The sequence below is a fragment of the Pleionea sp. CnH1-48 genome (assembly GCF_024124665.1).
GTDB lineage: Bacteria > Pseudomonadota > Gammaproteobacteria > Enterobacterales > Kangiellaceae > JAMXSB01.
Genome location: NZ_JAMXSB010000001.1, coordinates 264,005 through 287,727, shown reverse-complemented (window position 1 = coordinate 287,727; position 23,723 = coordinate 264,005). Strand labels below are relative to the sequence as shown.

Here is a 23,723-nt window from a genome sequence, read left to right as displayed (position 1 = left end):
CCGCCTGGCTGTACTTTGAAATACTTTGGGTATAAAGCCATTTCTTGTGGCTGGTATAAGCGGTTATTGTCTTTCATTGATAGCACCGCAATTGCTTGGTTGAGTAAAGATCGCGTCTTTGTTTTCTTCGACATACTCCAGCGAACGTCGAATGGCAGACAATACGGCTCTTGGTGTTATTGTCGCACCAGTAAAGGAGTCAAAGCGGCCGCCGTCTTTTTTTACTTTCCATTGATCAGCAGGCACTGTTGCTAAAGACAGAGCTTTAAACTGCAGCATCCAGTCGCTTTTCTTTAATTCAATTTTATCACCAAGGCCGGGCGTTTCGTTATGTTCGATCACCCGGACGCCTGCAATATTATTTTCGGCGGTAATACCGATGATTAATTCGATAGCCCCCGAATAACCATCGGGAGCGGTCGTCGTAAACACGGTTGCATAAGGTTTGTTATCAACCCGCATACGATAAAAACGAATGTTCTTAGTTTTATCTTGAGAGGCTAGCAGTGTGCAATCATGATACACATCGTTGTTGTAATGGCTGGGAGGAATGAGTTCGTCAAGAGTACGAGCTAACTTGGCTTCCATTTCTGCCAAAATGCGCTCTTTCGTCAGGGTATGAAACAGGGCTATCAAGCCAATGGATAATAGAGCAAAGGCACCAAGAACCAGACTGTTTTTGTAGATGGAGCGTACCAGCATCAGTCATGAACCTCCGGTGTTTTGGATGGACTGCCGTAGACTTTAGGCTGGGTAAAATGATCGATTAATGGTGCTGCCATATTCATCAGTAAAACGGCAAATGCTACAGCGTCTGGATAGCCACCATAGTTACGGATCACCACTACAAAAATGCCGATGCCCGCACCAAAGATTAATCGTCCTTTGGTTGTGGTCGATGCGGATACCGGATCCGTTGCTATAAAAAAGGCACCCAACATGGTTGCACCACTAAAACAATGCATGATGGGGCCGATGGTCTGTCCGCTGTCATAAAGTGACATCAAAGCAGAAACCACCGCCATTGCAATCAACATCGAAACAGGAATGTGCCAGGAAATAATTTTACGTGCCAGCAAATAAATACCGCCGAGCAGGAAAGCGAGATTTACCCATTGCCAGCCAACGCCTGCAAAGTCAGTAAAAACAGGATGGCTGAGCAGCTCGTCGTTCATAAAGCCCATACTGTAGCCTGTTTTTAACTGGTCCAGTGGTGTTGCCATGGTAAAGCCATCGGCGTTGTAGCGGTAGGTATCCAGATAATAGCCATCGAGATCACGACCGGTTAAAAACAAACTCAGACTGTCAGTAAAGCTTGCACTTTGTTCGGCAAGAGGGGCGGGTGGTAACCAGGCCGTCATGGCCACCGGAAATGAAATCAGCAACAAGACATAGCCGCACATGGCAGGGTTAAAAGGGTTGTAACCCATGCCACCATAAAGTTGTTTTGCAAACACTATGGCAAAAATACTGCCTATCGCTGCTACCCACCAGGGGGCTAAAGGAGGCAGTGCCAGTCCTAAAAGAATAGCGGTCACCAGAGCGCTGTTATCTTTGAGTGCGGCAGCCGTTGGTTGCGAACGCAACTTAAGTGTAAGAGCTTCGCTAACCAGACAAAAACTGATGCAGGTGATCAGATTAAAAATCACTCCCCAACCAAAAAAGTAAAATAGCGCGGCTGCTCCAGGGATTGCTGCGTAGACAACTTGCAGCATCACATTGGACACCGAGTTTGATGCTCTCTGATGAGGGGATGAGTTAAACATTATGATGAAGAATCCTTGGCCGCTTTTTTCTTTGCTCTGGCACGCGCAATAGCATCGGCAACGGTGGCTTTTTTCTCGTCGACCTCGCCTTTGCTTTGGGCGGCGTTTTTGCGTTTTTCTGCCGCTTTTTTATGACGCTCGGCGCGTTCTTTTTTATCTCTTTCGAGGCGCATGGTGCGAAATTCATGACGTTTGCGTGCGGCATCTGCTTTACGTTTTTCTTCGTCTTGTGCACGAATTTCTGTTTTGGCAAAACGGTAGTATTGAACGAGTGGAATATGACTTGGACACACCCAGGCACAAGCGCCGCACTCAATGCAGTCAAACAGATTGTAGTCGCGCGTTTTTTCAAAATCTTTTGCGCGGCTGAACCAGTACAGTTGTTGCGGCAACAAACTGGCAGGGCAGGCATCGGCGCATTCGCCGCAGCGAATACAAGCCAGTGCCTGAGAAGGTTCGCTGAGCTCATTTTTGCCAGCGGCAATAATACAGTTGGTTGCTTTGACTACAGGGGCACTCAGATCTTTGAGCTCAAATCCCATCATCGGACCACCCATCACACAACGTTCATAAGGTTGGGTGTCTGTTTGTTCGAGTAACCAGTTTATGGGGGTTCCCAGACGCACGCGATAATTTCCGGGCTTAGTGGCGGCATCGCCCGTTAATGTGACTACTCGAGAAATTAATGGTTGGCCTAAAACAATCGCCTGATAAATCGCGTATAAAGTAGCAACGTTATGCACCAGCAATCCAAGTGCTGATGGTCGTTGATTTTGTGGAACTTGTTGTCCAGTGAGCAGTTCGATCAGTTGTTTCTCACCGCCACTAGGGTAACGTGTGGGTACCACGCCAATACGAATATCTAAATCGGTTTCTTTTTTTCTAAGCTGGATGGCTTCTTCTAGCGCGGCAATCGCTTCGGGCTTGTTGTCTTCGATACCAATGACGCATTGCTTAGCAGAGGCGAGATAAAGTACCAGTTCTATGGCGGTAATGAGTTCGCTTGCCTGTTCTCGCATCAGGCGATCATCACAAGTGATGTAGGGCTCGCATTCTGCGGCATTGACGATCAGGGTTTCTACCTGACTCGCCAGTTTGATATGACTGGGAAAAACAGCGCCACCTAAACCTGCGATACCCGCCTGGTTTATGTGTTCCAGCAACGCTTCTCGCGGTTGTTCAAAAGCTGACTTTAAAGCGGAACGAGGGGCCCACTCATCGGCACCATCAGCGGTGATAACCAAACATTGCCCTTTGTCACTTGAGGGGTGGGGCAATGAGTGCTCTTCAATAGCGCTGACAATACCGGAGGTGCCTGCGTGAAGATTGGCGCTGGTGGCTTCTTTTCCGTCAGCGATGATTTGACCTGCCAACACGCGTTCGCCTACTTCGACGGTGGGTGTCAGCGGTCGATCATTGTGCAGCAGTGGGTAAACCAGTTGAGGTGGAATGGGTAAATCCTGAATCGGTGACTGATTAGATTGCGCTTTGTTTTCTGGCGGATGAATACCGCCATGAATCTGATAGCTGCTATGAAAAATAATATCGTTGCCGCGATTCATCTCAAACTACCTGCTGTACTGGGATGCGCTGTGCTGGCTCTGGCCAGGACCAGCCTTTGTCACTGATGGGGATCATATCAATGCAATCCACCGGACAAGGAGCCACACAAAGATCGCAACCAGTGCACTCGTCAACAATGACGGTATGCATTAATTTGGGAGCGCCGAGGATGGCATCTACAGGGCAGGCCTGAATGCATTTGGTACAACCGATGCACTCGTCTTCGCGAATATAAGCGACCGTAGGGGCAGCTTCTTCGAGTGATTCATCCAGTGGGACTATGTCTTTGCCTAACAAGTCTGCGAGAGCCTTCACACCTGCTTCACCACCAGGAGGGCATTTGTTAATTTCATCACCATTGGCAATAGCTTCGGCGTAGGGGCGGCATCCTGGGTAGCCGCATTGGCCGCATTGAGTTTGCGGCAATATGGCATCGATTTGCTCGACCACAGGATCGGACTCGACCTTAAAGTGGATGGCGGCAAAGCCTAATAAGGCTCCGCAGGCAGCAGCTAACAGGACAAGAAGGACAACGGCTACAAAGGTCGACATAATGAGCCTTAGAGCTTAACCAGGCCACTAAAGCCCATAAAGGCCAGCGACATAAGACCTGCGGTGATCAAAGCAATCGCAGGACCTCTAAAGGGAGTAGGAACATCCGCTACGGCGATGCGCTCGCGCATGGATGAGAACAAAATAAGTACCATCGAAAAGCCCACCGAAGCACCGAAGCCATAAACGATGGACTGGATGAAGTTGTGATCTTCATTGACGTTGAGTAAAGCGACACCTAGCACCGCACAGTTGGTGGTGATAAGAGGTAAGAAGATCCCTAGTAAGCGATATAACAGCGGGCTGGTTTTGTGGATGACCATTTCGGTAAACTGAACCACAACGGCGATGACCAAAATAAAGCACAAGGTACGTAGATAAATGAGCCCGAGAGGCTCCAACAAATAGGTGTTGACGATATAACTGCAAGCGGATGCCAGAGTGAGTACAAAAGTGGTGGCGAATGACATACCAATTGCGGTTTCGACTTTACTCGAAACCCCCATAAAGGGACACAGCCCCAGAAACTTCACCAATACGAAGTTATTCACCAGAACTGTACTAACTAGCAGTAGCAGGTATTCAGTCACAAGCGTCTAATAATCCAGATAAAACAAACTCTTGTTATTATATATCCTGAGCATCTAATCCAACAGTAGGAAATCCGTGCTAAGGCCAATCAATGATAAGCTGACCCTATATTTTTAGCTCCGGCTCAGATTTATCTGTTTCTTTTGTGCTGCTTTTGCTGCCCATTAAATAGCGAATACCCAGAGTTAAAGCCATTAATAGGAACCAGACGACAATAATCTGAGTAGCGTAGTAGGGAACTTGCGCTCGAGTTTCAGTTTCGAACTGCAAAATAAAGGCGATCACTGTTGGACCGTAAGTCGAGTAGCCTTCGATTTGAGTAAAGCTAAAGGCACCAGCGCAGAGTGCGGTGACAACGGGTAGTTGTAGCCAAAACGGCCATTTGCGCGCTTTCCACCACACCAGAAGCATAAAGACCAGACCGCAGCCAAGGTAGAGCAGCCAAAGTTCCATGTGATTTTCGAAAGGAATGGTGTCTTGCATAAGTTCGTTCTTGCTCCGCATAACAGGCTAGGTCATTTTTTGACGGTCACCTAGATAGATTGCTGTAGAGAATATTAGTTCCGGCGAAGGCGGTAACCACGCTTCGCCAGAGGAGATTATTTTACGCGCATGCCGGGTTCTGCGCCGTCATCGGGATGCAATACCCACAGGTCTTCGCCACCTGGCCCTGCGGCCAGGACCATACCTTCGGACATGCCGAATTTCATTTTACGAGGCTTCAGGTTAGCTACCATCACAGTAAGCTTGCCTTCCAGATCTTCCGGTTTGTAGGCTGACTTGATACCTGCAAAAACCTGCTTGGTCACGCCACCTAAATCCAGTTGTAGGCGCAATAACTTATCGGCACCTTCAACATGCTCGGCTTTAGCGATTTTGGCAATACGTAGATCGATTTTTTCGAAGTCACCGAACTCAATTTCATCTTTAATCGGATCGGCTAATTGAGGGGCTGCTTCGGCTTCTGCCTCAGCTTTAGATTCTTCAATCATAGCTTCTACTTGTTTGTTATCAATACGTTGAATGGTTGGCTTCTTACGGCTCACTTCGTGATCGGCCAACACTGTTTGCGCGTCGCTCCATTGAAGTGGCTCGATCTGGAAGTAAGCTTCTACTTCTTTAGCGACTTCTGGCAATACCGGCTTTAAGAAAATCGTTAACATGCGGAAGCAGTTTAAGGATATGGTACTGATCTCTTGTACTTTGGCAGCTTGCTCTTCGTCTTTCGCCAATACCCAGGGGGCTTCGTCATTAATGTAAACGTTGGCTTTGTCGGCCAATGACATGATCAAACGAATGGCGTGATGGTATTGCTTGTTTTCATAATGCTCAGCAATGGTTTCTGCTGCTTCTTGGAACTCCTTAATCAAAGGATGTTCTGAACAATCAGCTCCCAGTTTGCCATCAAACTTTTTGCTAATAAAGTTAGCAACGCGACTGCCAATGTTGATGTATTTGTTGACCAGATCCGCGTTATTTTTTTGTACAAAGTCTTCCAGGTTAAGATCGTAATCGTCAATACGATTGTTCAACTTAGACGCCAGGTAGTAACGCAAATATTCGGGCTTAAAGTGGTTTAGATAAGTACGTGCTTTCGTGAAAGTGCCACGAGATTTCGACATTTTTTGATTATTGACGTTTAAAAAGCCGTGCGCGTGCACTTTGGTAGGTTTGCGGAAACCCGCACCTTCTAGCATGGCAGGCCAGAATAATGTATGGAAATAAACAATATCTTTACCGATAAAATGATGAACTTCGGCGTCACTGTCTTCGTTCCAAAATTCATCAAAATCTAAATCGTCTCGGCGCTCACAAAGGTTCTTGAAGCTCGCCATATAACCAATTGGCGCATCAACCCAAACGTAGAAATATTTGTTCGGAGCGCCTGGGATTTCAAAACCAAAATAAGGTGCATCACGGCTGATATCCCATTGTTGAAGTCCAGCTTCAAACCATTCATCCAGTTTGTTCGCGATTTGTTCTTGAACATGATCCTGGCGAGTCCAGGTTTTGAGCATCTCTTCAAACTCAGGCAGTTTGAAAAAGTAATGCTCTGATTCTTTTTCTACTGGCGTGGCACCTGATACTGCCGACTTTGGATTGATCAATTCTGCTGGACTGTAGGTTGCGCCACAGCTTTCGCAGTTATCACCGTATTGATCTTCGGTTTTACATTTAGGGCAGGTGCCTTTAACGAAACGATCAGGTAGGAACATTTCTTTTTCGGGGTCGAACAGCTGCTTGATGCTGCGCTGATCGATGTAGTCTTTTGCCTTTAATTCGTTATAGATGTATTCAGACAACTCACGGCATTCGTCACTGTGTGTCGAATGGTAGTTATCATACTCAACCAGAAAGTCCTGAAAGTCGTTCAGGTGTTCTTCGCGAGTCGCGGCAATAAATTCTTCTGGAGAAATCCCTTCTTTTTGAGCGCGTAGCATAATGGGGGTGCCGTGGGTGTCGTCGGCACAGACGCTGACGCACTGATGACCACGCATTTTTTGAAAGCGAGCCCAGATGTCGGTCTGGATATGCTCAAGCATGTGGCCTAGATGAATGGAACCGTTGGCATAAGGCAAGGCGCTGGTGACAAGAATTTTGCGTGTCATAAATTCAACCAAATGAAGGGATTATCTGTAAAAGCGGAACTATAGCAAATGCACCGCGCAAAATACATGTAGCCCTTTCAAATTTGCCCGAATTTTCTATAAGAGGTGAGGCTTAGTAACGCAATGAACAATAAATGCGCAATATCGCTCATTCTGGTGGCTTTAACCCTCAGTCTTTGTACACTCTGGCATACTCAACTTGATGGGAATTCGGTATAATCCAATCCACTTTCAATACAAGGTCTTAGAGACTAGCGACTGGTTTGAATAATGACTATCCAACAGAATGACGTAAAGGCGCAATTAGCGCAGATTGTATTGCCTGAACTTGGTCAAGACTTAGTCAGTAGCAACTGGGTTAAGTCGATAGAGGTGGATGCCAATCAAGTGAAAGTCAGACTTGTGGCTGGTTTTCCTTGTTCAAAAGCGGCCACTGATATTTGTCAGGGGATCGAGCAACAATTGCAAACCGCTTTATCGGCAGAGTCTGTTAGTGTTGAGCTGGACTGGCAAGTCCATAGCCATTCTCACAAAGCGGGTGTTAATGCATTACCAGAGGTTAAAAACATCATCGCCATTGCATCTGGCAAAGGCGGCGTTGGTAAATCGACAACAACGGTTAATATGGCGCTGGCGCTAGCCGCTGAGGGTGCCAGTGTGGGTATTCTGGATGCTGACATCTACGGACCAAGCCAGCCCATTATGTTGGGTAGAGAAGGTGAGCGCCCCGAAACCCTGGATCAAAAACGGATTCTACCTGTCGAAAACTATGGTATTCAGTCCATGTCCATCGGTTATCTCATAGAACCCGAGCAGGCCATGGTATGGCGCGGCCCTATGGCCAGCGGCGCGCTTCAGCAGTTGTTAAACGATACGCAATGGAAGGGGCTTGACTATTTATTGGTGGATTTACCACCCGGAACCGGCGACATTCAGTTAACGCTGGCGCAAAAAGTCCCTTTAACGGCGGCGGTCATCGTAACCACCCCGCAAGATATTGCTCTGGCTGATGCGGTAAAAGGCATTGCCATGTTCGAAAAAGTCTCCGTTCCGGTGCTGGGTGTTGTCGAAAACATGGGAGTTCATGTGTGTAGCAACTGCGGCCATGCAGAACATATTTTTGGCGCGGGTGGTGGAGAAGCGCTGGCACAAGAGAAAAACATGGTGTTCTTGGGCAGTTTACCTTTGGCCAAAAGCATCCGCGACCATGCCGATAAAGGGGAGCCGACCGTTATCGCTGAACCCGATGGCGCGATTGCAGATAGCTATCGTCAAATAGCCCGCAAGATGGCGGCACGACTGTCGCAGCAAAGTAAAGACTTTGGTCAGTCATTCCCAACGATTTCAATTTCCAATGATTAGAATAAACGAGGTTTTGTAGATGTCGATTAAGTCAGACAAGTGGATTCGCCGTATGGCCGAAAACGAAGGCATGATTGAGCCTTTTGAAGCAGGTCAGGTTCGATATGCGAATGAAGAACGCATTGTTTCTTACGGAACTTCAAGCTACGGATACGACGTACGCTGTGCCGATGAGTTTAAAATCTTTACTAATATTAACTCGGCAATTGTGGATCCTAAGCGTTTCGATCAACAAAGTTTTGTGGATGTAAAATCCGATGTTTGTATTATCCCTCCTAACTCTTTTGCGTTAGCTCGCACCGTTGAGTACTTCCGTATTCCGCGCAGTGTGTTAACGGTTTGCTTAGGTAAGTCGACCTATGCTCGCTGTGGTATCATTGTTAACGTTACGCCTCTTGAGCCAGAGTGGGAAGGGCATGTAACCCTGGAATTCTCAAATACAACGCCATTACCAGCAAAAATTTATGCCAATGAAGGTGTGGCACAAATGTTGTTCTTAGAGTCTGATGAAGTGTGCGAAACCTCGTATCGTGATCGTGGTGGTAAATATCAGGGACAAACAGGCGTTACTTTACCTAAGACATAAGCTGGCTCAGTGGATTGAGACTTCTATATCCAAAGTATTTTTAAGTGGCTGGTGTAAGTCAGCCGAACGATGAGCTTTGTTGTTGGCAACAAAGCTCATATTTTCAGACGAATAAATTTTCCGCAATATTCTTGAAGAATCCATTGATGATGGATAAGTGTGCTTTGCAAGCTCTGCAATTCCAGGGATATTGGGTATACTCATACTATCGATAACAAAGAGTATCTAAAGAAGATGGCAAAATATGATTTTGACGCGATTGTCATAGGATCGGGGCCAGCTGGCGAAGGCGCGGCGATTAATCTGGCCAAAAACAAAAAGAAAGTCGCCATTGTCGAAAAATATAAGAAAGTGGGTGGCGGCTGTACTCACTGGGGTACGATTCCATCTAAAGCATTGCGACATGCCGTTGCTCGTATTGCTGAGTTTCAATCAAGTCCGCTGTTTGAAGATCTGGAACCGTCTTCTTCCTTATCTTTTGCGCAAATTCTTAAACATGCGCAATCCGTCATCAAGAAGCAGGTGAATGTGCGTTCCAATTTTTATGAACGTAATCGCGTAACGACGATTTTTGGTGAAGCTTCTTTTGTCGATGAGCACCATTTATCCATTCTGGATCAGGAAGGTACGCGCACTACCATCAGTGCAGAAAATATTATTATTGCCACAGGTTCGCGACCTTATCGTCCTGAGCAGATCCACTTTAATCATGATCGTATCTACGACAGTGATACGATTCTGTCACTTAAACATAACCCGCGCAGCATTATTATTTATGGTGCAGGGGTCATTGGCTGTGAGTACGCCTCTATTTTTAGAGGGCTAGGTGTAAAAGTTGATTTACTGAATATGCGTGATCAATTGCTGTCCTTTCTTGACCAAGAGATCAGTGAAGCGCTTGGTTATCACTTATGGAATAGTGGTGTGGTGATCCGCAATAATGAAGAATTCGATCGCATTGAAGGTACCGACTGCGGTGTTATAGTGCACCTAAAATCTGGCAAGAAAATGAAAGCCGATTGTCTGTTATTTGCTAATGGCAGAACAGGTAACACGGATTCATTGGCTCTTGATAAGATTGGTCTGGAAGCGAATGGACGAGGGCAGTTAGAAGTGAACCCTTGTTACCAAACCTCTGTTGATAATATTTATGCGGTTGGTGATGTGATTGGCTACCCCAGTCTTGCCAGTGCGGCTATCGATCAAGGGCGAATTGCTGCAACAACCATTGTGGATGGTGTTTGTAATCAACGTTTGATCGAAGATATTCCAACTGGTATTTACACGATTCCTGAAATCAGCTCGGTAGGTAAAACCGAACAAGAGCTTACAAAAGAGCAAGTGCCTTACGAAGTGGGGCGCGCGCAATTTAAAAGTCTTGCTCGTGCCCATATTGCTGATACAACCGTTGGCAGTTTGAAAATTCTATTCCACCGCGAAACCAAAGAGATTTTAGGCATTCATTGTTTTGGTGAGCGTTCGTCAGAAATCATTCATATCGGTCAGGCCATCATGCAACAGAAAGATGGCGGCAATACTATTGAGTATTTTGCTAACACCACCTTCAATTATCCTACCATGGCAGAGGCCTATCGAGTCGCTGCTCTTAACGGGCTTAATCGACTGTTTTAACGTTTAATCATGACCTCCATCGGCGAGTTTTGTTGGCGCAAGTATTTGTTCCAGCTCGCCACGGGTCAGATCGGTCATGGCTTCTGCCACCTCGATAATAGGCCGTTGTTCTTTATAAGCGGTTTTCGCTATTTCTGCCGCTTTTAAATAACCAATCACCGGGTTTAATGCCGTCACCAGAATCGGGTTTCTATCGAGAGAACGTTTGAGGTTTGCTTCATTCACCTGAAAGGTTGCGATGGCTTTATCGGCCAACAGGCGAGCCGTATTACTTAACAGAGTCATGCTGTTGAGCAAGTTGTTGGCAATAAGTGGCAGCATCACGTTCAACTCAAAATTTCCTGCCTGACCAGCAACAGTGATCGCTGTGTCATTGCCCATTACTTGTGCAGCAACCATCGCTGCGGATTCCGGAATCACTGGGTTCACTTTTCCTGGCATAATAGAAGAGCCGGGTTGTAATGCTTCCAACTCAATCTCTCCTAAGCCTGCTAAAGGCCCTGAATTCATCCAACGCAAATCATTGGCAATTTTCATAATGGAAACCGCTGTGGTTTTGAGTTGGCCAGACAAAGCAACCGCTGTGTCTTGAGTGCTGATGGAAGTAAATAAATTCGCTGCCGGTTTAAACTGAATATTCGTTAGTAATGTCAGTTCCTGACAAAACTGATTCGAAAACCCAGGTGCTGCGTTAATGCCTGTGCCGACGGCCGTGCCACCTTGTGCGAGAGATTGTAGTGAAGGTTGCAAAGCTTTGAGTTGCTCGATATTAAAACGGATCTGCTGCGACCAGGCCGATAAAGATTGACTCATGCGAACGGGCATAGCATCCATCAAATGCGTACGTCCGGTTTTTACATGGTGGTGAACGTTCTCGGCCTTGGTATCAATAACATCGGCCAGATGATACATAGCTGGTAATAATTGTTCCGCCAACATAATGGCTGCACTCACATGAATTGCTGTGGGGATTACATCGTTACTGCTTTGGCCACAGTTAACATGATCGTTGGGGCTGACCGCTCCGCCATATTGTCCACTGGCCAGTCGAGCGATCACTTCGTTGGCATTCATATTGGAGCTGGTGCCAGAACCCGTTTGAAATACATCAACTGGAAAATGCTGTAGCAACTGCTCATCTTTTATTAGCTGACGACAAGCTGCTTCGATGGCGGCACCCATAGCACTTTCTAATTGTTGAGATTTCACATTAGCGCGAGCGGCAGCGGATTTAATCGATAATAACGCTTTAATAAAAGCAACTGGCATGGACTGCCCACTGACCGGGAAGTTATTGATGGCCCGCTGGGTTTGAGGTCCGTAAAGAGCGTCTTCTGGAATGGCCAGCTCGCCCATACTATCGCGTTCAATTCTTACTTTTGTCATTGCCTGTCTCCCTAATTCCAACTTTGCTGTCGTTCAGCTAAGAAATAATGGCTCAGTGTTGTGATTTCGTATTCAATGGATTTTAGTTGATGCTGTTCATTGGGGGATTGCATGATGCTGCGTAAACTTCGCAATGGACTATAGAGATTATCCAGGCAAAGCTGCCGCCAATGGATTGGCAAACAGCAATCGCAGACAGCTTCAAGCAATACGGACTTTTCTTTTATGTAAAGTTGTTGTTGATAATGCTTATTGTGCCGGGTGGCGATTTGCTCACCGAGCCCTAAATACTCGTACAGCAGATCCGCACGCTCAGGGTAGCTACCATGGCGGATGCTAGGTTCAATGCTTAGCCACCGTATGAAGGGTATGGTTGATGTTGGCATCATTAGGCTGTCTTTAATGTTAATGAGAATTATTATCATTAAAGGTGTTGGAATAGTCAAGGGATATGTCAGGGATATTTACTGCATTTGTGCAGCAAGCTCGAGAGCCTTCTACATGACTTTGTGTTAATGCAGTCGTGAAGGACATCCTCTGTAAGCTCTGAACCAAGAAAGAAAACTAAGCAGAAAGCATGGAGGAGCGTATCTTCTCTGAAGCTGGCAAGATCAATTAATTGTTTAAGGGAGCTCTACATTAGGACCGAGTGTTTCGAAAACTTAAAGTAGGAAAAAGCTGAGTTTGGTACTCAGCTTTTTCCTTGCTTGGCAGATGGTTAGAATTTAAATGTCTTTTTAAACGCGTTCCATCCATTCTTTATTTGATTGCCCACCGATGTGGCTGTAGAAAGGGGGGCATAGCCTAGGCTTTCTAGTTGAGACCTGGCAACTCCCCATTGGTGGGTTGCTTGGTCTGGGCTGATTAAGTGAGCTCCTACAGCTTCAATGGGTGTAATGAGGCCTTCTAGAATGGCATTATCAACTGTTTTCCAGCCTGCTTTTATGGCTTCAATGGTCGAAATACCGGCGATTGAGGTGCCTTCATTTAGAGTTAAGTAACCATCTTTAACCATTAATGCTGTATTGGCCACGTCGTTGGTTTCTATGGCTACGTCAAAATCAAGCTCCGCACCAATTAACAAAGCGAGTTCGCCATTTACGCCAAAGTGTAATGTTCCACGATTCCATCCCGCGTGACCTCCGCCAGATGCACCTGCACCTAAACCAGCAGAAACGCCTGCTCCGGCACCCGCACCAAAGCCTCCTGCACTACCAAAAGCATAACCTTCGGCTACGGCCATCATACCAATTTCGGCGCCAGCTTCACCATTTACACCATATTGTTTGTCGCCATGATAAATGCCGCCATCAGCACCGATGTAGGCCATAGTTGTCACACCCGCGGTTCCCTCACCTTCGGCATAAGTACCCGGTACATAATCCAGTTCTACACCCACTGTTACGCCAACTGATGCTGTGGCTTCAGCGCCAGCATAAGCTCGAACCTCTTGAGCATCTGGACCTAAATTTACACCTGCACTCACTTCTGCAGTTACCCGGGTCTCCGCTGAGACTTCAGACTGTGCTTCCAGCCCTCCAACTGACACGGTACCTCCTGCAGATGCCACTGCGCCTGCTTCCATATAGGCTCTGGCTTCCGCGCTGACGCCATCCGGTCCGACGGATACGGAAGCATTGGCTCCTGCTTCTGCCATAACTTCAGCATTTGCATAACCCGATACACGAGCTAAACCATTTAAAAATTCCTTTTGCCCTTCAGTTGCTACAAACGCACTGACACCCACTGAAATCTCGGCGTCTTCGCTAACAACGGGTAGATCCAGATTCACCAGACCATTCGTTATATCTTTTGCCAAAACACCATAGGCTCCATTGCCAAAAGGTATACCATTGTTAACTGTAACGTCCGAAGGAATATTGGAAAACACAATGACTGCATTGGGGTTATTACTGACGCTGTTTAAGGCGCTATTTACATTCATCGATTGTGTAAATTGTTTTCCATAAACTAGCTCATCATCAAATTGCAGTATCGGAAAGTCCACCATTCGGACGTGGGTAAAGGCTGTTTTTCTTTGCTTTAAGCTCACTCTAAAGGAATTGCCTATTCTTGAAACAGTGTAGTCACTTCGCTTCCCACTAAATTTGGCACGATGTTTATTGCCGCTTTTAATGATTTCATAAGGAAGAAAATGGATGTCACGATGAATACTTACCTGTTTGCCATATAAGCTGGTGTTTAAAGCCACTTCAACTTTACTTTCAGAGCTATCAGAGTGGATAGGTTGGGCGTATAAGTCTTTAGGCACTCCGCCTGTCGAAAAAGAAATTGAGTGACCATTACGAATGTAGATATGGCCATTTCTGTAAATATCTACGTTCCGTGCGGTAACTTTCACCGTGCCCGCTGATTGTTTTAGCTTGGGGTTAACAATGATATCCAGCTTTGATTTTTTTAATGCGGGACTGTTGTCTGACAGAGCGAGTGGTGCAGCGCCAGCCGTAGCAAATAATGCATGCTCTGCAACAGGTAGAATATTAAAGTTGAGTTCAGTAGTTGTTTCTGTTTCTGCATTATTACCCCAGAATCGGTGCAGTTTTAAGTTTAGCGATCCCATAAAGCCAGGAGCTGGAATCAGAAACAGTTTGTCGTTAATAAATGCTTGATAATCTACCATTTGAAAATAGGTACCGTCCGTTGACAGCTTGGGTTTTGTCACCTGCCCACTAAAACTAAAACCAGCGGGAAGTCCGGATACAATGGTCACTTTCGGAGGATTACTCCCATCATTAAAAACTTGTGCTGGCGCCTTGGGCGGTGGAGGTGGTATTACGTCTGGGTTGGCATGAATTCGGATAGGGTATCGAGTCGATTTAAACGAAAACTCTTCAACTTCCATAAACTCAATTTTTTCAGCCGCATTATGTTTGGCAATTAATGTAAAGCCCCCCTGCGTTTGATAATCACGGATCGGAGCTTGAGCCATGTAATCACTTAAGTCCCAGGTTCCTGTTGCACCTTGTATCTTCCAGTGATTTGGGTTAAGCCCGGTTAACTCAACACGGTCATATCCTCCATCCCCTTGAACAAGCAGTGAACGCCCTGTGTTTTCAAATTGATTGAGGTGGAGATAAATGATGTCATCATGGCTCCCTGCACTGAGCGTTTTAATGGGCGCTAACACGTATATCTTGTCATTGCCGTTACTCATCCAGACTTCATCGTCGATGCCACCTGCATAAACAGTATCATTGCCATCACCACCGCGTAGTTGGGTATTGCCCTGAGCACTCGATGCCATAATGTCGTCTCCGGCTGCTCCGTTTGCAGCGCCAGTGACACCGTTGTTAAAAATTATGATATTGCGTTCGTTATTTCCTTGTAGCCACGCAACGTTAGTTGTTTTTTCAACATAGTCACAACCCAAATTACAGGCTTTTTCTCGATACGATTTTACTCTGCCAACAACAGAAGTATACGTTGACTCAAGGCCAAGTATATTGGCACTGTTACCCGAACCCCACCCGTTGCTATATAACACATGTTTTTTTTCCAGCTCTGTCTGGATGAACTGGTTACCGATAGTTACGTAGTCATAGTACCCATCATGGGCAGTTGCTGTTTGCCCAACTAAGCTCAGGGTTATAGCCAGTGTTAACTGTTTCTTATCCATTGCACTTTCTCCTGTTGTTACAATCAATAGATGAGCACGTCTTTAGATATACCTCTGTGCTCAGTGATTCAATCACCAGGAGATTGTAAAGTTTTCGTTAAAATGCACACCTACACAGCCCGACAGATTAACCACCCAAAGCGACCAATATGCATCTTGGTTAATGCGATTGCTGAATTTGTTAGATAGATGTATTCATCTAAAATGAGAGAAAAATCTCAAATATGAGTAATAACGTTCTTTTGAGATTGAGAGAAGTCCATTATACTTTTGTATAGCGTATTAATTACTGAACAGTTTGCCGGACATGGAAGATAATCCAACGCATAACACTCGACCTTTATCAGCTCATGAACATCAGGTGATGACTAATAAATTAAAATCGCTTGGCCCTTATGAATTGCGCTCTGTGATTGGGCAAGGTGGAATGGGTACCGTCTATCTGGCCGAACAAATAATGCCGATACGGCGAGAAGTTGCGATCAAAGTTATTAGTATTGATCTCAGTTTGAATGATAATACCGCTCGTTTTCTTGCTGAGAGGCAAGTTTTAGCCAGTCTTAATCATCCTAATATTGCACAAGTATTAGATGCAGGGGAAACACCAGAAGGTCATATCTATCTGGTTATGGAATACATTGAAGGTGAGTCTTTTTTGACCTTTTGTGATCAGCAGCGTTTAACGATCCAACAGCGGCTGGCTCTTTTCAAACAGGTGTGTCAGGCGATCCAATACGCTCATCAACAAGGGATTATTCATCGAGATTTAAAATCCGAGAATATTTTGGTGAGTCTGGCAACAGGCTTTCCTGTTGTTAAACTCATCGACTTTGGAATCTCAAAATCCTTAGGACGAGAAGATAATTATAAAACTCAAACCGGCCATTATGTTGGAACTCCAGTGGTCATGAGTCCTGAACAGTTGTTAATGCCAGATAAAGTGGATACACGAAGTGACGTGTATTCATTAGGCATACTGCTTTATCAGTTATTGTCGGGGGTATTGCCCTCAACTCTAAAACCACGCACCACTACTCATCTGGCACAATTGCTACAACAACCCGCACCTCGAATGAGTAAGCGTTATGGGCTTGTTAAAACAGACCGCCAAGAAATTGCTCAAAATCGCAATCTTTCTTCCCACAAGCTGAAAAAACTGCTGTCTGTTGATCTTGACTGGATAGTTCATAAAGCGATAGAAAAGGAACCTGAGCGGCGTTATCAGTCAGCTTTCGAGTTGCTTGCAGATATTGAACGATACTTGTCAAACAATGTAGTTATGGCGCGCCCTCCAAGCAAGGGATATGAATTAAAAAAATTGATTCAACGTCAAAAGCTGGCTGCTAGTCTTATTGTTTTGCTCATCGCGGGATTAAGTTCTGCAACATTGATAAGCTTCAAGGCATTACAGGAAGAGCAGCAGGCTAAAGTCAGCGCTCAACAGGCTGAGAAAAACGCAACAATTGAAGCCCGCAAAGCGACGGCCATCAGTAAGTTTTTGTTAGATACTCTCAGAGCTGCGGATGCCAGTGAGAAAGGTATTAACGTTAAAGTGATTGATTTGTTTGACTACGCAACTCAGAACCTCTCGCAGTTTGACAATCAACCTACAGTTAAAGCTTCTGTACTACAGGTGTTGGGTGATGCCTATATGGGATTGGCACAATATCAACAGGGAGAAGAGCTAATATTGCAATCGATCGAAATTTTGCGCAAAGAACATGGTGCAGACTCCATAGAAGCGCTTGAAGCTGAAGTTAATCTGTTTGCAGATAAACTGGACTATCAACCGATTGTTGAACTACATGAAAGCATCCGCTCCTTTATACAAAAGGTTTCCACCATTCTTGATCACGAGCATGATCTCGTTCTTAAAGCACGGTTTTATCTAGCCAGTCTGTTATCCAGTATGGGAAAAGAGAATAAAGATAGTGAAGAGTTGGCCGAGGCAAAAGTAATTATCAATGAGCTGATTAATATCAGAACGCGAAAGTATGGCTCAGAAGACACCATTGCGGCGAATTATCGCCAAATTTTAGGTGGTATCCTTTTCGCGCAAGAAGATATAGAGGGCGCTTTGGAGGCATATCAAAAAGTCTTACCAATCGCCGAGAAAATATATGGGCGCGACGCTATAGCAACTTTAAGCGTCTTAGGTAATCTGGGTTATGTCCTTTTCCAAATGGAGCGATTTGACGAAGCCATTGTCATAGCAGAAGAAGTGTTACAAGGATACGTTGAGCTATATGGGGCTAATCATCCTAATGTGCTTCCTGTTCGATTGAGATTAGCTCAAATCCAATACAGACAAGGTAAACTGACTCAGGCTAAATTACATGTCGATCTCATGTTAAAACATCTTGATAGCCTTAATGACAATACTGGTAGTTTTATTGGTTTCGCCGACGCAGTAAAGCAGCTTGACGATTTTATCGAAGCTGCAGAAAAAGATAATCAGCCATGACTCCAAATGATCACACCACCGTCTTGATGAGCTCAAATGAACAGAGTGGACTGTTTGAGAAAACGCAATTGCTGATGGTGCGAGAAGACTCCACCACTCAGCGCTTCACCATCGAACAATCGGAAGTGATTATTGGACGCTCCAGTGATGCTGATATTATGATCGATAACGACTCTGTATCTCGTTATCATGCGAAAATAGTATCAACTCGAGAAGGATTTTCTATTCAGGATTTGGGGTCAACCAATGGCACCTTTGTACTTGATCAACGTGTGGTAGATTCGTTTCCACTATCGGATGGAGTCAGGTTCAATCTGGGTAATGTTCTTTTTCATTTTTTTATTGCTCGAAACAATATCTTCGATTTGTGGCCTACGGCAGAGCATTGGGATGAAAGAGATCAAGTTTTGATGGATAATGTGCTCGATTTAGCCGAAAAGTACTTGCATGAGCCAGAGTTTTCTATTGAACATATCGCAAGCGATCTCTATATGAGCTCACGACAATTGCAACGGCGAGTCAAAAGTATTTGTGGTGATACACCGAGCCAACTCATGACACTACTGAAAATGAGACGAGCAAAAGTGATGTTGCAATCCAATGCACCCATTGAAAAAGTTGCTGAAGAGTGCGGCTTTTCATGTGGAAAAAGCTTGAGTCGGGCTTTTAAGAAACATTTTCATTATTTACCCAGTGAGCTTCAATCTAAAAAAAGTTAATTATGAGTTGGAAGGGACGCATTCATTTCTTTGAAGCGACTACTATTCACATGGTCAATACGCAACTAAGTTGATGGTAGTTTTCATCAAGGTCAAAGCTGATTAAATACAGTTCTTTAAACTGACTTCGTGAAAAAGAATGGTCGCCGAACAGGCGAAATCTGATGTATCGAATGAGTAGGAAAGCAACAGAAAAACATTCGAACGAATAAACCACAACAAACAAAAACTAACTAACCAAAACCCGATCCCGCCCCTCAGACTTAGCCTTCAACAACAACCTATCAGCCTCACCAATAAGCCGATCACCCGTACTCAAAGTCTCGCAAAACTGAGTAACACCCGCACTAAAGGTAAACTGAATCTGCGGTCCGCTGGCGGATGTCGGGAACGACTCTCGCGCTAACTCTCGCTGAAACTTGGCGAGCAGTTGTTGCAAACCTACTGCATCTATGTTCGAGCAAATAACGCAAAACTCCTCACCACCATAACGCGCGACAATATCATCTTCGCGCAAATGCGAGAGCAAAAAAGTGGCAAAACTTTTGAGAATGTTGTCGCCGCATTGGTGCCCATACTTATCGTTAATTTGCTTAAAATAATCTAAATCCAGAATCGCTATCGCCATGGGTTTTTGTTCGCGTTTTGAACGTTCCATGCGAATACGTATACCTTCCCTTAAAAAGTTTCGATTGTACAAACCGGTCAAGGGATCATGGATTGCCAGCTGTAAAAGCATATTGGAGCGAGCAACGATTAAGAAGCTTAACCCTGTAGCCATGGTTAAAGCGATAAACCGGCTGATCTGATCAGGGAAGAAATAGTGCCCATAGCGTTCTGTCCAAGGATCGTTTGCTAGTACTTCGGTAGGTGTCATCTCTGCAATAACAACCATAGAGCCATAGCAACATAGCGTTAACAATCCAGCAAAAACACACATACGTTTGTCGTAGCGCAAACTGGCAGACAGTATGGCTAGATAATAAAGTTCGAAGGAACCTCGATTATTGACCGCCGCCAAAATGGAATCGCGGCTCATGGCTTCTGTGAGTAGGCCAAGGGTGATAAAAGAAATATCGATAAAGAGAGTGCTAAAGCCTAAAACAGAGCTATAGCGATGCCGTTTTAAAACGATATAGACGCCAATGGATAGCGCCAGAGCAATATGGCCGATCCAGGTTGCCCAGCTAAAATCGGAGCCAGTAATAATTTTGTAAGTGGGAACAACAATGATGCAAGAGATTGCGACGATTCTGAACTTGGCTAATAACATTTCTGCTGAGGCTGCGGCAGCGATCAGCGAGTTATCTGGCGCCTTCCAGAAAGAGTTATTCGTCATTTCATTGATTGTTTTAGATTAGTGACTGTCTTTGAAGTTTAGGTAATGGTGCCGTGCTCGTAAAGCAAAGATCTAAGTGTTTTTGACGTGCTTAAGTATCTTGTTCGATGCGATACTTCAGGAGAAACCTACCAACAAAGAAAACGCAAATAAACCACTGTATTTACGCCAGCGCGACTTGCTCTTCGCTTTCCGTTTGCTGTTGCGGCTGTTCTGTTAACCAGATAACTGCATCGTCGCGGCATTCAAATACTTTAAAGTCTTCCCGATTGATTCCGGCACTGAATGCTCCCCACAATTGGCCGTAGTAACGATCCATCTCATCAGAAATAAGCAGGGCAGAACGGTAGCCGGTATGAGCTTTGGTCGCAGCAATGGCAAATTGTTTGAGTTCTTCCATACCTTGAATAGAAAGCTCGGTGTGAGCATCAAGGAAATTGGTTAAGAAGCCTATGCCACTCTGATAGCGAGGATCATTCAGCACTTGTTCAAATGCTTCAATGATATTACTCATCTCTGTTTGTCCAGAAAATGACAATTCAACGTAGTTGTCAGCGACAAAGAAACGGATATTACAGCCCACGACATGTCTCAAAAAACAATTTATACCTGTTGTTTTTCAAAGTGCAGCGGTGTTGGCTGTGCTTTGAAATACTTAGGTATGGTCACAAAATAAGGGCGGGAATTGTACACAAAAAAATCAATTTGGGATAAGAATTTCTTTTAAAATAATAAATTGAGATGGCGACCTAAGCCTATGTGTGGATTAAGTCGCTAAAAAGGGTGGGTTAAGGCTTCTGTTCCAAACGCTCGAAGCTTTTTATTTTTAGGGTGCCTTGAACTTTTTGTTTCTTAATTTGGATCATTTGCACCAACTGGTTGCCGAACTCAGGAGACAGCCAGAGCTTTACGTGCTTGTCGTTTGGAGAGGGAACTTGTTGATCCCATTGGTAGGCCAAAATTTTGCCCATGGGCGTATCAATTTCTTTTTGTCCCTGATTAATAAAATGATATTCCAGATGACGTCCTTTATAGCTGACGGGGATCTTCAGCTCTTTAAGCTGCGGCGTCATTTTGAGACCCAACAAAAGCTGGTAGTTTAAACGATCATAAATGAGGTCAGCCAAGGGCAGCTCCCATCGATCTTTACGGTAGCTTCCCGATTCTGTTTTGCGTTCCCAATTGAAATGAGCTTTAGTTTCCCGTGGAGACTTAAAGGATTGATCGCGTAGAGAGTAGTAGTTGTGGCTTCTAAAAGATTGACCTTTCAGCTGGTCGAATTCGCTGACTTCATGATATTTGTAGCTAAACATAAAGCGGCTGATGCGCGTACCCATCGATAGCTTCCAGCGCCCATCAACAAAGTTCAGTTCGCGCTCAGCCGTTCCGACAGCATCGTTGCCGTCAAGAATGTCGTATTGAGCTTTGTAGGCGAAAAGTGGCGAGTTTGCTGATGCTGCACTGATAAAACTTAAGATTAAGCCGCTAGTGAGCATCAGGCGCCAATATTTTGCGTTAAGCAATATCAATATCCTCAGTCAATTGAATAGGTGACGCTAATGATCGCCCATCTAATATGACTGTTCCCTGAACAAAAGACAACTGTCCGTTGGCAAACCATTTGACGACCTCGGGATAGAGGGTATGTTCTGCCTTTTTGGTTTTGTCGGCCAGAGTCACCTCGGTATCATCGGCATCGATTTTGATAACCGATTGAGCGATCACTGGGCCACCATCCAGTTCTTCTGTCACCAGGTGAACCGATGAACCGTGATGTGTATCCTGATTTTCTAAAGCACGTCGATGAGTGTGAAGACCAGGGTACTTAGGTAATAGAGATGGGTGTATGTTGAGCATTTTGCCCGCAAAAGCGCCGACCAAAGCAGGTGTCATAATGCGCATGTAGCCTGCTAAAACGACCAGATCAGGAGCATAAGCCTGAATGGCTTCTCGCAGTACCTCGTCGAAGGCTTCGCGAGATTCGAATTGCGTATGGTCAATCACTTCGGCAGGGATATCTGCCTTTTGGGCTCGTTCGATACCCGCAACGCCAGGTCGGTTGCTGATAACACCCACCAGATCGATAGGCAACTCTTGACGAGCTGCGCCATCAATCAAGGCTTGTAAATTGGTCCCACTACCCGAAATTAAAACAACAGTACGGCAAAGGGTGGTGGTCATACTATTTTACCAACACCTGCTCGTCAGACGTTTTATCTTCAATGGTGCCAATTAACCAGGCTTCTTCGCCTTCGTTATTCAACAGCTCAATAACCGCGTCACTTTGGTCGGCAGGTACGATAACGACCATGCCAACACCGCAGTTAAAGGTACGGTACATTTCTTGGGCTTCGATGTTGCCTTGTTGCTGCAACCATTGGAAAATTTCTGGCAATTCCCAGCTGTTTTTATCAATGTTAGCCTGAGTGTTTTCTGGCAATACCCGTGGAATGTTCTCGAGTAAACCACCACCCGTGATGTGTGACAATGCGTGTACATCAAACTGTTTGATAGCTTTAAGAACGGATTTTACATAGATGCGAGTGGGTTCTAGTAATGCTTCGCCTAATGTCTTGTCACCAAAGGGTTGTTTTAGATCGGCGTTAGCCACTTCAATAACTTTGCGAATTAATGAATACCCATTGGAGTGAGGTCCACTGGATTTCATACCAATAATATGATCGCCAGCTTTTACTTTTGTGCCATCAATGATTTCGCTTTTTTCTACAACACCGACGCAGAAACCCGCCAAATCGTAGTCGCCTTCTTGGTACATACCAGGCATTTCAGCCGTCTCGCCACCAATAAGTGCACAAGCTGACAGCTCACAACCAGCACCAATACCGGTAACAACATCGGCAGCAACGTCAACATCCAGTTTACCTGTGGCGTAGTAATCCAGGAAAAACAGTGGTTCAGCCCCTTGAACCAACAAGTCATTAACACACATGGCAACCAAATCAATACCGATGGTATTGTGGATGTTGGTTTCCATAGCTAGCTTTAGCTTTGTTCCAACACCGTCGGTACCCGAAACAAGAACTGGCTCTTTGTAGTTTTTAGGAAGTTCGCAAAGCGCGCCGAAGCCGCCTAACCCAGCCATCACTTCTGGTCGGCGTGTGCGTTGTGCAACACCTTTAATACGATCAACCAGAGCATTACCTGCATCGATATCAACGCCGGCGTCTTTGTAGCTTAAAGAGGTTTTGTCTTGATTATTACTCACTGTTTTGTCCACGAGGCTAAATTTGGCGCGCATTTTATCACGCCTTATGACAGGAAACGAGATAGCAAGCTGCCTATTATGTGTTTATGGCAACGAAACTTTCTCTCTTGCTCATTAACTTCTTACATCATAGACGACTTTTAGCTATTAGCCTGAGCTGCGGCAATACACGTGCTTTATTTTGAGCTCTGAAAATATCGCTAAAACCCAATGTGATAATAGATCGCAATAAAATGAGAATTGGGTGCGAATTTTAAGAGTTACTCCCTTGAAAACGCTATATCTCACCTA

At 45.2% G+C, this 23,723-nt stretch carries 20 protein-coding genes; 5 read left to right on the top strand and 15 right to left on the bottom strand.

The window, feature by feature from the left end; genetic code table 11:
* Positions 1-63: 63 nt before the first annotated feature.
* The 7 genes from rsxG to metG all read right to left on the bottom strand — a co-directional run bounded on the left by rsxG (position 64) and on the right by metG (position 7,081).
* On the bottom strand, positions 64-702 hold the full coding sequence (gene rsxG / locus NH399_RS01310; RefSeq protein WP_253036603.1) for an electron transport complex subunit RsxG: 639 nt from the start codon (positions 700-702) through the stop codon (positions 64-66).
* Positions 702-1,766, bottom strand: a complete 1,065-nt coding sequence (gene rsxD, locus NH399_RS01305; protein ID WP_253036602.1) for an electron transport complex subunit RsxD — start codon at positions 1,764-1,766, stop codon at positions 702-704. The genes rsxG and rsxD overlap by 1 nt, the downstream gene beginning before the upstream one ends.
* Entirely contained in the window at positions 1,766-3,328 is a 1,563-nt protein-coding gene (gene rsxC / locus NH399_RS01300; RefSeq protein ID WP_253036601.1) for an electron transport complex subunit RsxC, read from the bottom strand. Before rsxC ends, rsxD begins: the two co-directional genes overlap by 1 nt.
* Position 3,329: 1 nt before the next feature.
* Positions 3,330-3,881 (bottom strand): electron transport complex subunit RsxB, encoded by a 552-nt coding sequence (gene rsxB / locus NH399_RS01295; RefSeq protein ID WP_253036600.1) that lies wholly within the window; start codon positions 3,879-3,881, stop codon positions 3,330-3,332.
* Between the two features lie 8 nt (positions 3,882-3,889).
* Positions 3,890-4,471, bottom strand: a complete 582-nt coding sequence (gene rsxA, locus NH399_RS01290) for an electron transport complex subunit RsxA (protein ID WP_253036599.1) — start codon at positions 4,469-4,471, stop codon at positions 3,890-3,892.
* A 106-nt stretch (positions 4,472-4,577) separates the two neighbouring features.
* Positions 4,578-4,955 (bottom strand): hypothetical protein, encoded by a 378-nt coding sequence (locus NH399_RS01285; protein ID WP_253036598.1) that lies wholly within the window; start codon positions 4,953-4,955, stop codon positions 4,578-4,580.
* A 116-nt stretch (positions 4,956-5,071) separates the two neighbouring features.
* The gene (gene metG / locus NH399_RS01280) at positions 5,072-7,081 is read right to left on the bottom strand and encodes a methionine--tRNA ligase (protein WP_253036597.1); all 2,010 of its coding nucleotides are present in this window, start codon (positions 7,079-7,081) and stop codon (positions 5,072-5,074) included.
* A gap of 270 nt (positions 7,082-7,351) precedes the next feature.
* Between metG and apbC the strand changes: the two genes are divergently transcribed.
* The 3 genes from apbC to sthA all read left to right on the top strand — a co-directional run bounded on the left by apbC (position 7,352) and on the right by sthA (position 10,661).
* A complete protein-coding gene (gene apbC / locus NH399_RS01275; protein WP_253036596.1) occupies positions 7,352-8,443 on the top strand; it encodes an iron-sulfur cluster carrier protein ApbC in 1,092 nt (363 codons plus the stop codon).
* Positions 8,444-8,462: 19 nt separating this feature from the next.
* Complete coding sequence (gene dcd, locus NH399_RS01270) at positions 8,463-9,029, top strand: dCTP deaminase (RefSeq protein WP_253036595.1); 567 nt, start codon at positions 8,463-8,465, stop codon at positions 9,027-9,029.
* 207 nt (positions 9,030-9,236) lie between these two features.
* Entirely contained in the window at positions 9,237-10,661 is a 1,425-nt protein-coding gene (gene sthA / locus NH399_RS01265; RefSeq protein WP_371876054.1) for a Si-specific NAD(P)(+) transhydrogenase, read from the top strand.
* Positions 10,662-10,664: 3 nt separating this feature from the next.
* Here sthA and NH399_RS01260 read toward each other — a convergent pair whose 3' ends face one another.
* From NH399_RS01260 to NH399_RS01250, 3 genes are all read right to left on the bottom strand, one after another.
* Complete coding sequence (locus NH399_RS01260) at positions 10,665-12,047, bottom strand: lyase family protein (RefSeq protein ID WP_253036593.1); 1,383 nt, start codon at positions 12,045-12,047, stop codon at positions 10,665-10,667.
* A gap of 11 nt (positions 12,048-12,058) precedes the next feature.
* Positions 12,059-12,436, bottom strand: a complete 378-nt coding sequence (locus tag NH399_RS01255; RefSeq protein ID WP_253036592.1) for a hypothetical protein — start codon at positions 12,434-12,436, stop codon at positions 12,059-12,061.
* Positions 12,437-12,765: 329 nt separating this feature from the next.
* Positions 12,766-15,684: a hypothetical protein gene (locus NH399_RS01250; protein ID WP_253036591.1), complete on the bottom strand. Its 2,919-nt coding sequence runs from the start codon at positions 15,682-15,684 to the stop codon at positions 12,766-12,768.
* A gap of 307 nt (positions 15,685-15,991) precedes the next feature.
* Here NH399_RS01250 and NH399_RS01245 point away from each other — a divergent pair, with 307 nt between their 5' ends.
* Both NH399_RS01245 and NH399_RS01240 read left to right on the top strand, forming a co-directional pair.
* On the top strand, positions 15,992-18,148 hold the full coding sequence (locus NH399_RS01245; RefSeq protein ID WP_253036590.1) for a serine/threonine-protein kinase: 2,157 nt from the start codon (positions 15,992-15,994) through the stop codon (positions 18,146-18,148).
* The gene (locus NH399_RS01240) at positions 18,145-18,867 is read left to right on the top strand and encodes a helix-turn-helix domain-containing protein (RefSeq protein WP_253036589.1); all 723 of its coding nucleotides are present in this window, start codon (positions 18,145-18,147) and stop codon (positions 18,865-18,867) included. The genes NH399_RS01245 and NH399_RS01240 overlap by 4 nt, the downstream gene beginning before the upstream one ends.
* Before the next feature lie 229 nt (positions 18,868-19,096).
* Here the strand turns inward: NH399_RS01240 and NH399_RS01235 are convergent, their stop codons facing one another.
* From NH399_RS01235 to purM, 5 genes are all read right to left on the bottom strand, one after another.
* Positions 19,097-20,206, bottom strand: a complete 1,110-nt coding sequence (locus NH399_RS01235; RefSeq protein WP_253036588.1) for a GGDEF domain-containing protein — start codon at positions 20,204-20,206, stop codon at positions 19,097-19,099.
* A gap of 163 nt (positions 20,207-20,369) precedes the next feature.
* Positions 20,370-20,789 (bottom strand): hypothetical protein, encoded by a 420-nt coding sequence (locus tag NH399_RS01230; protein ID WP_253036587.1) that lies wholly within the window; start codon positions 20,787-20,789, stop codon positions 20,370-20,372.
* A 205-nt stretch (positions 20,790-20,994) separates the two neighbouring features.
* Positions 20,995-21,729 (bottom strand): DUF3108 domain-containing protein, encoded by a 735-nt coding sequence (locus NH399_RS01225; RefSeq protein WP_253036586.1) that lies wholly within the window; start codon positions 21,727-21,729, stop codon positions 20,995-20,997.
* Positions 21,722-22,387: a phosphoribosylglycinamide formyltransferase gene (gene purN / locus NH399_RS01220; RefSeq protein ID WP_253036585.1), complete on the bottom strand. Its 666-nt coding sequence runs from the start codon at positions 22,385-22,387 to the stop codon at positions 21,722-21,724. Before purN ends, NH399_RS01225 begins: the two co-directional genes overlap by 8 nt.
* Before the next feature lies 1 nt (position 22,388).
* Positions 22,389-23,432 (bottom strand): phosphoribosylformylglycinamidine cyclo-ligase, encoded by a 1,044-nt coding sequence (purM, locus tag NH399_RS01215; protein ID WP_371876051.1) that lies wholly within the window; start codon positions 23,430-23,432, stop codon positions 22,389-22,391.
* Between the last annotated feature and the right edge of the window lie 291 nt (positions 23,433-23,723).

Excerpts from the sequence above, each read along its gene's own strand:
- rsxG (WP_253036603.1), bottom strand. The coding sequence starts at position 702 with ATGCTGGTACGCTCCATCTACAAAAACAGTCTGGTTCTTGGTGCCTTT.
- rsxD (WP_253036602.1), bottom strand. The coding sequence starts at position 1,766 with ATGTTTAACTCATCCCCTCATCAGAGAGCATCAAACTCGGTGTCCAAT.
- rsxC (WP_253036601.1), bottom strand. The coding sequence starts at position 3,328 with ATGAATCGCGGCAACGATATTATTTTTCATAGCAGCTATCAGATTCAT.
- rsxB (WP_253036600.1), bottom strand. The coding sequence starts at position 3,881 with ATGTCGACCTTTGTAGCCGTTGTCCTTCTTGTCCTGTTAGCTGCTGCC.
- NH399_RS01285 (WP_253036598.1), bottom strand. The coding sequence starts at position 4,955 with ATGCAAGACACCATTCCTTTCGAAAATCACATGGAACTTTGGCTGCTC.
- metG (WP_253036597.1), bottom strand. The coding sequence starts at position 7,081 with ATGACACGCAAAATTCTTGTCACCAGCGCCTTGCCTTATGCCAACGGT.
- apbC (WP_253036596.1), top strand. The coding sequence starts at position 7,352 with ATGACTATCCAACAGAATGACGTAAAGGCGCAATTAGCGCAGATTGTA.
- dcd (WP_253036595.1), top strand. The coding sequence starts at position 8,463 with ATGTCGATTAAGTCAGACAAGTGGATTCGCCGTATGGCCGAAAACGAA.
- NH399_RS01260 (WP_253036593.1), bottom strand. The coding sequence starts at position 12,047 with ATGACAAAAGTAAGAATTGAACGCGATAGTATGGGCGAGCTGGCCATT.
- NH399_RS01255 (WP_253036592.1), bottom strand. The coding sequence starts at position 12,436 with ATGATGCCAACATCAACCATACCCTTCATACGGTGGCTAAGCATTGAA.
- NH399_RS01250 (WP_253036591.1), bottom strand. The coding sequence starts at position 15,684 with ATGGATAAGAAACAGTTAACACTGGCTATAACCCTGAGCTTAGTTGGG.
- NH399_RS01245 (WP_253036590.1), top strand. The coding sequence starts at position 15,992 with ATGGAAGATAATCCAACGCATAACACTCGACCTTTATCAGCTCATGAA.
- NH399_RS01240 (WP_253036589.1), top strand. The coding sequence starts at position 18,145 with ATGACTCCAAATGATCACACCACCGTCTTGATGAGCTCAAATGAACAG.
- NH399_RS01235 (WP_253036588.1), bottom strand. The coding sequence starts at position 20,206 with ATGACGAATAACTCTTTCTGGAAGGCGCCAGATAACTCGCTGATCGCT.
- purN (WP_253036585.1), bottom strand. The coding sequence starts at position 22,387 with ATGACCACCACCCTTTGCCGTACTGTTGTTTTAATTTCGGGTAGTGGG.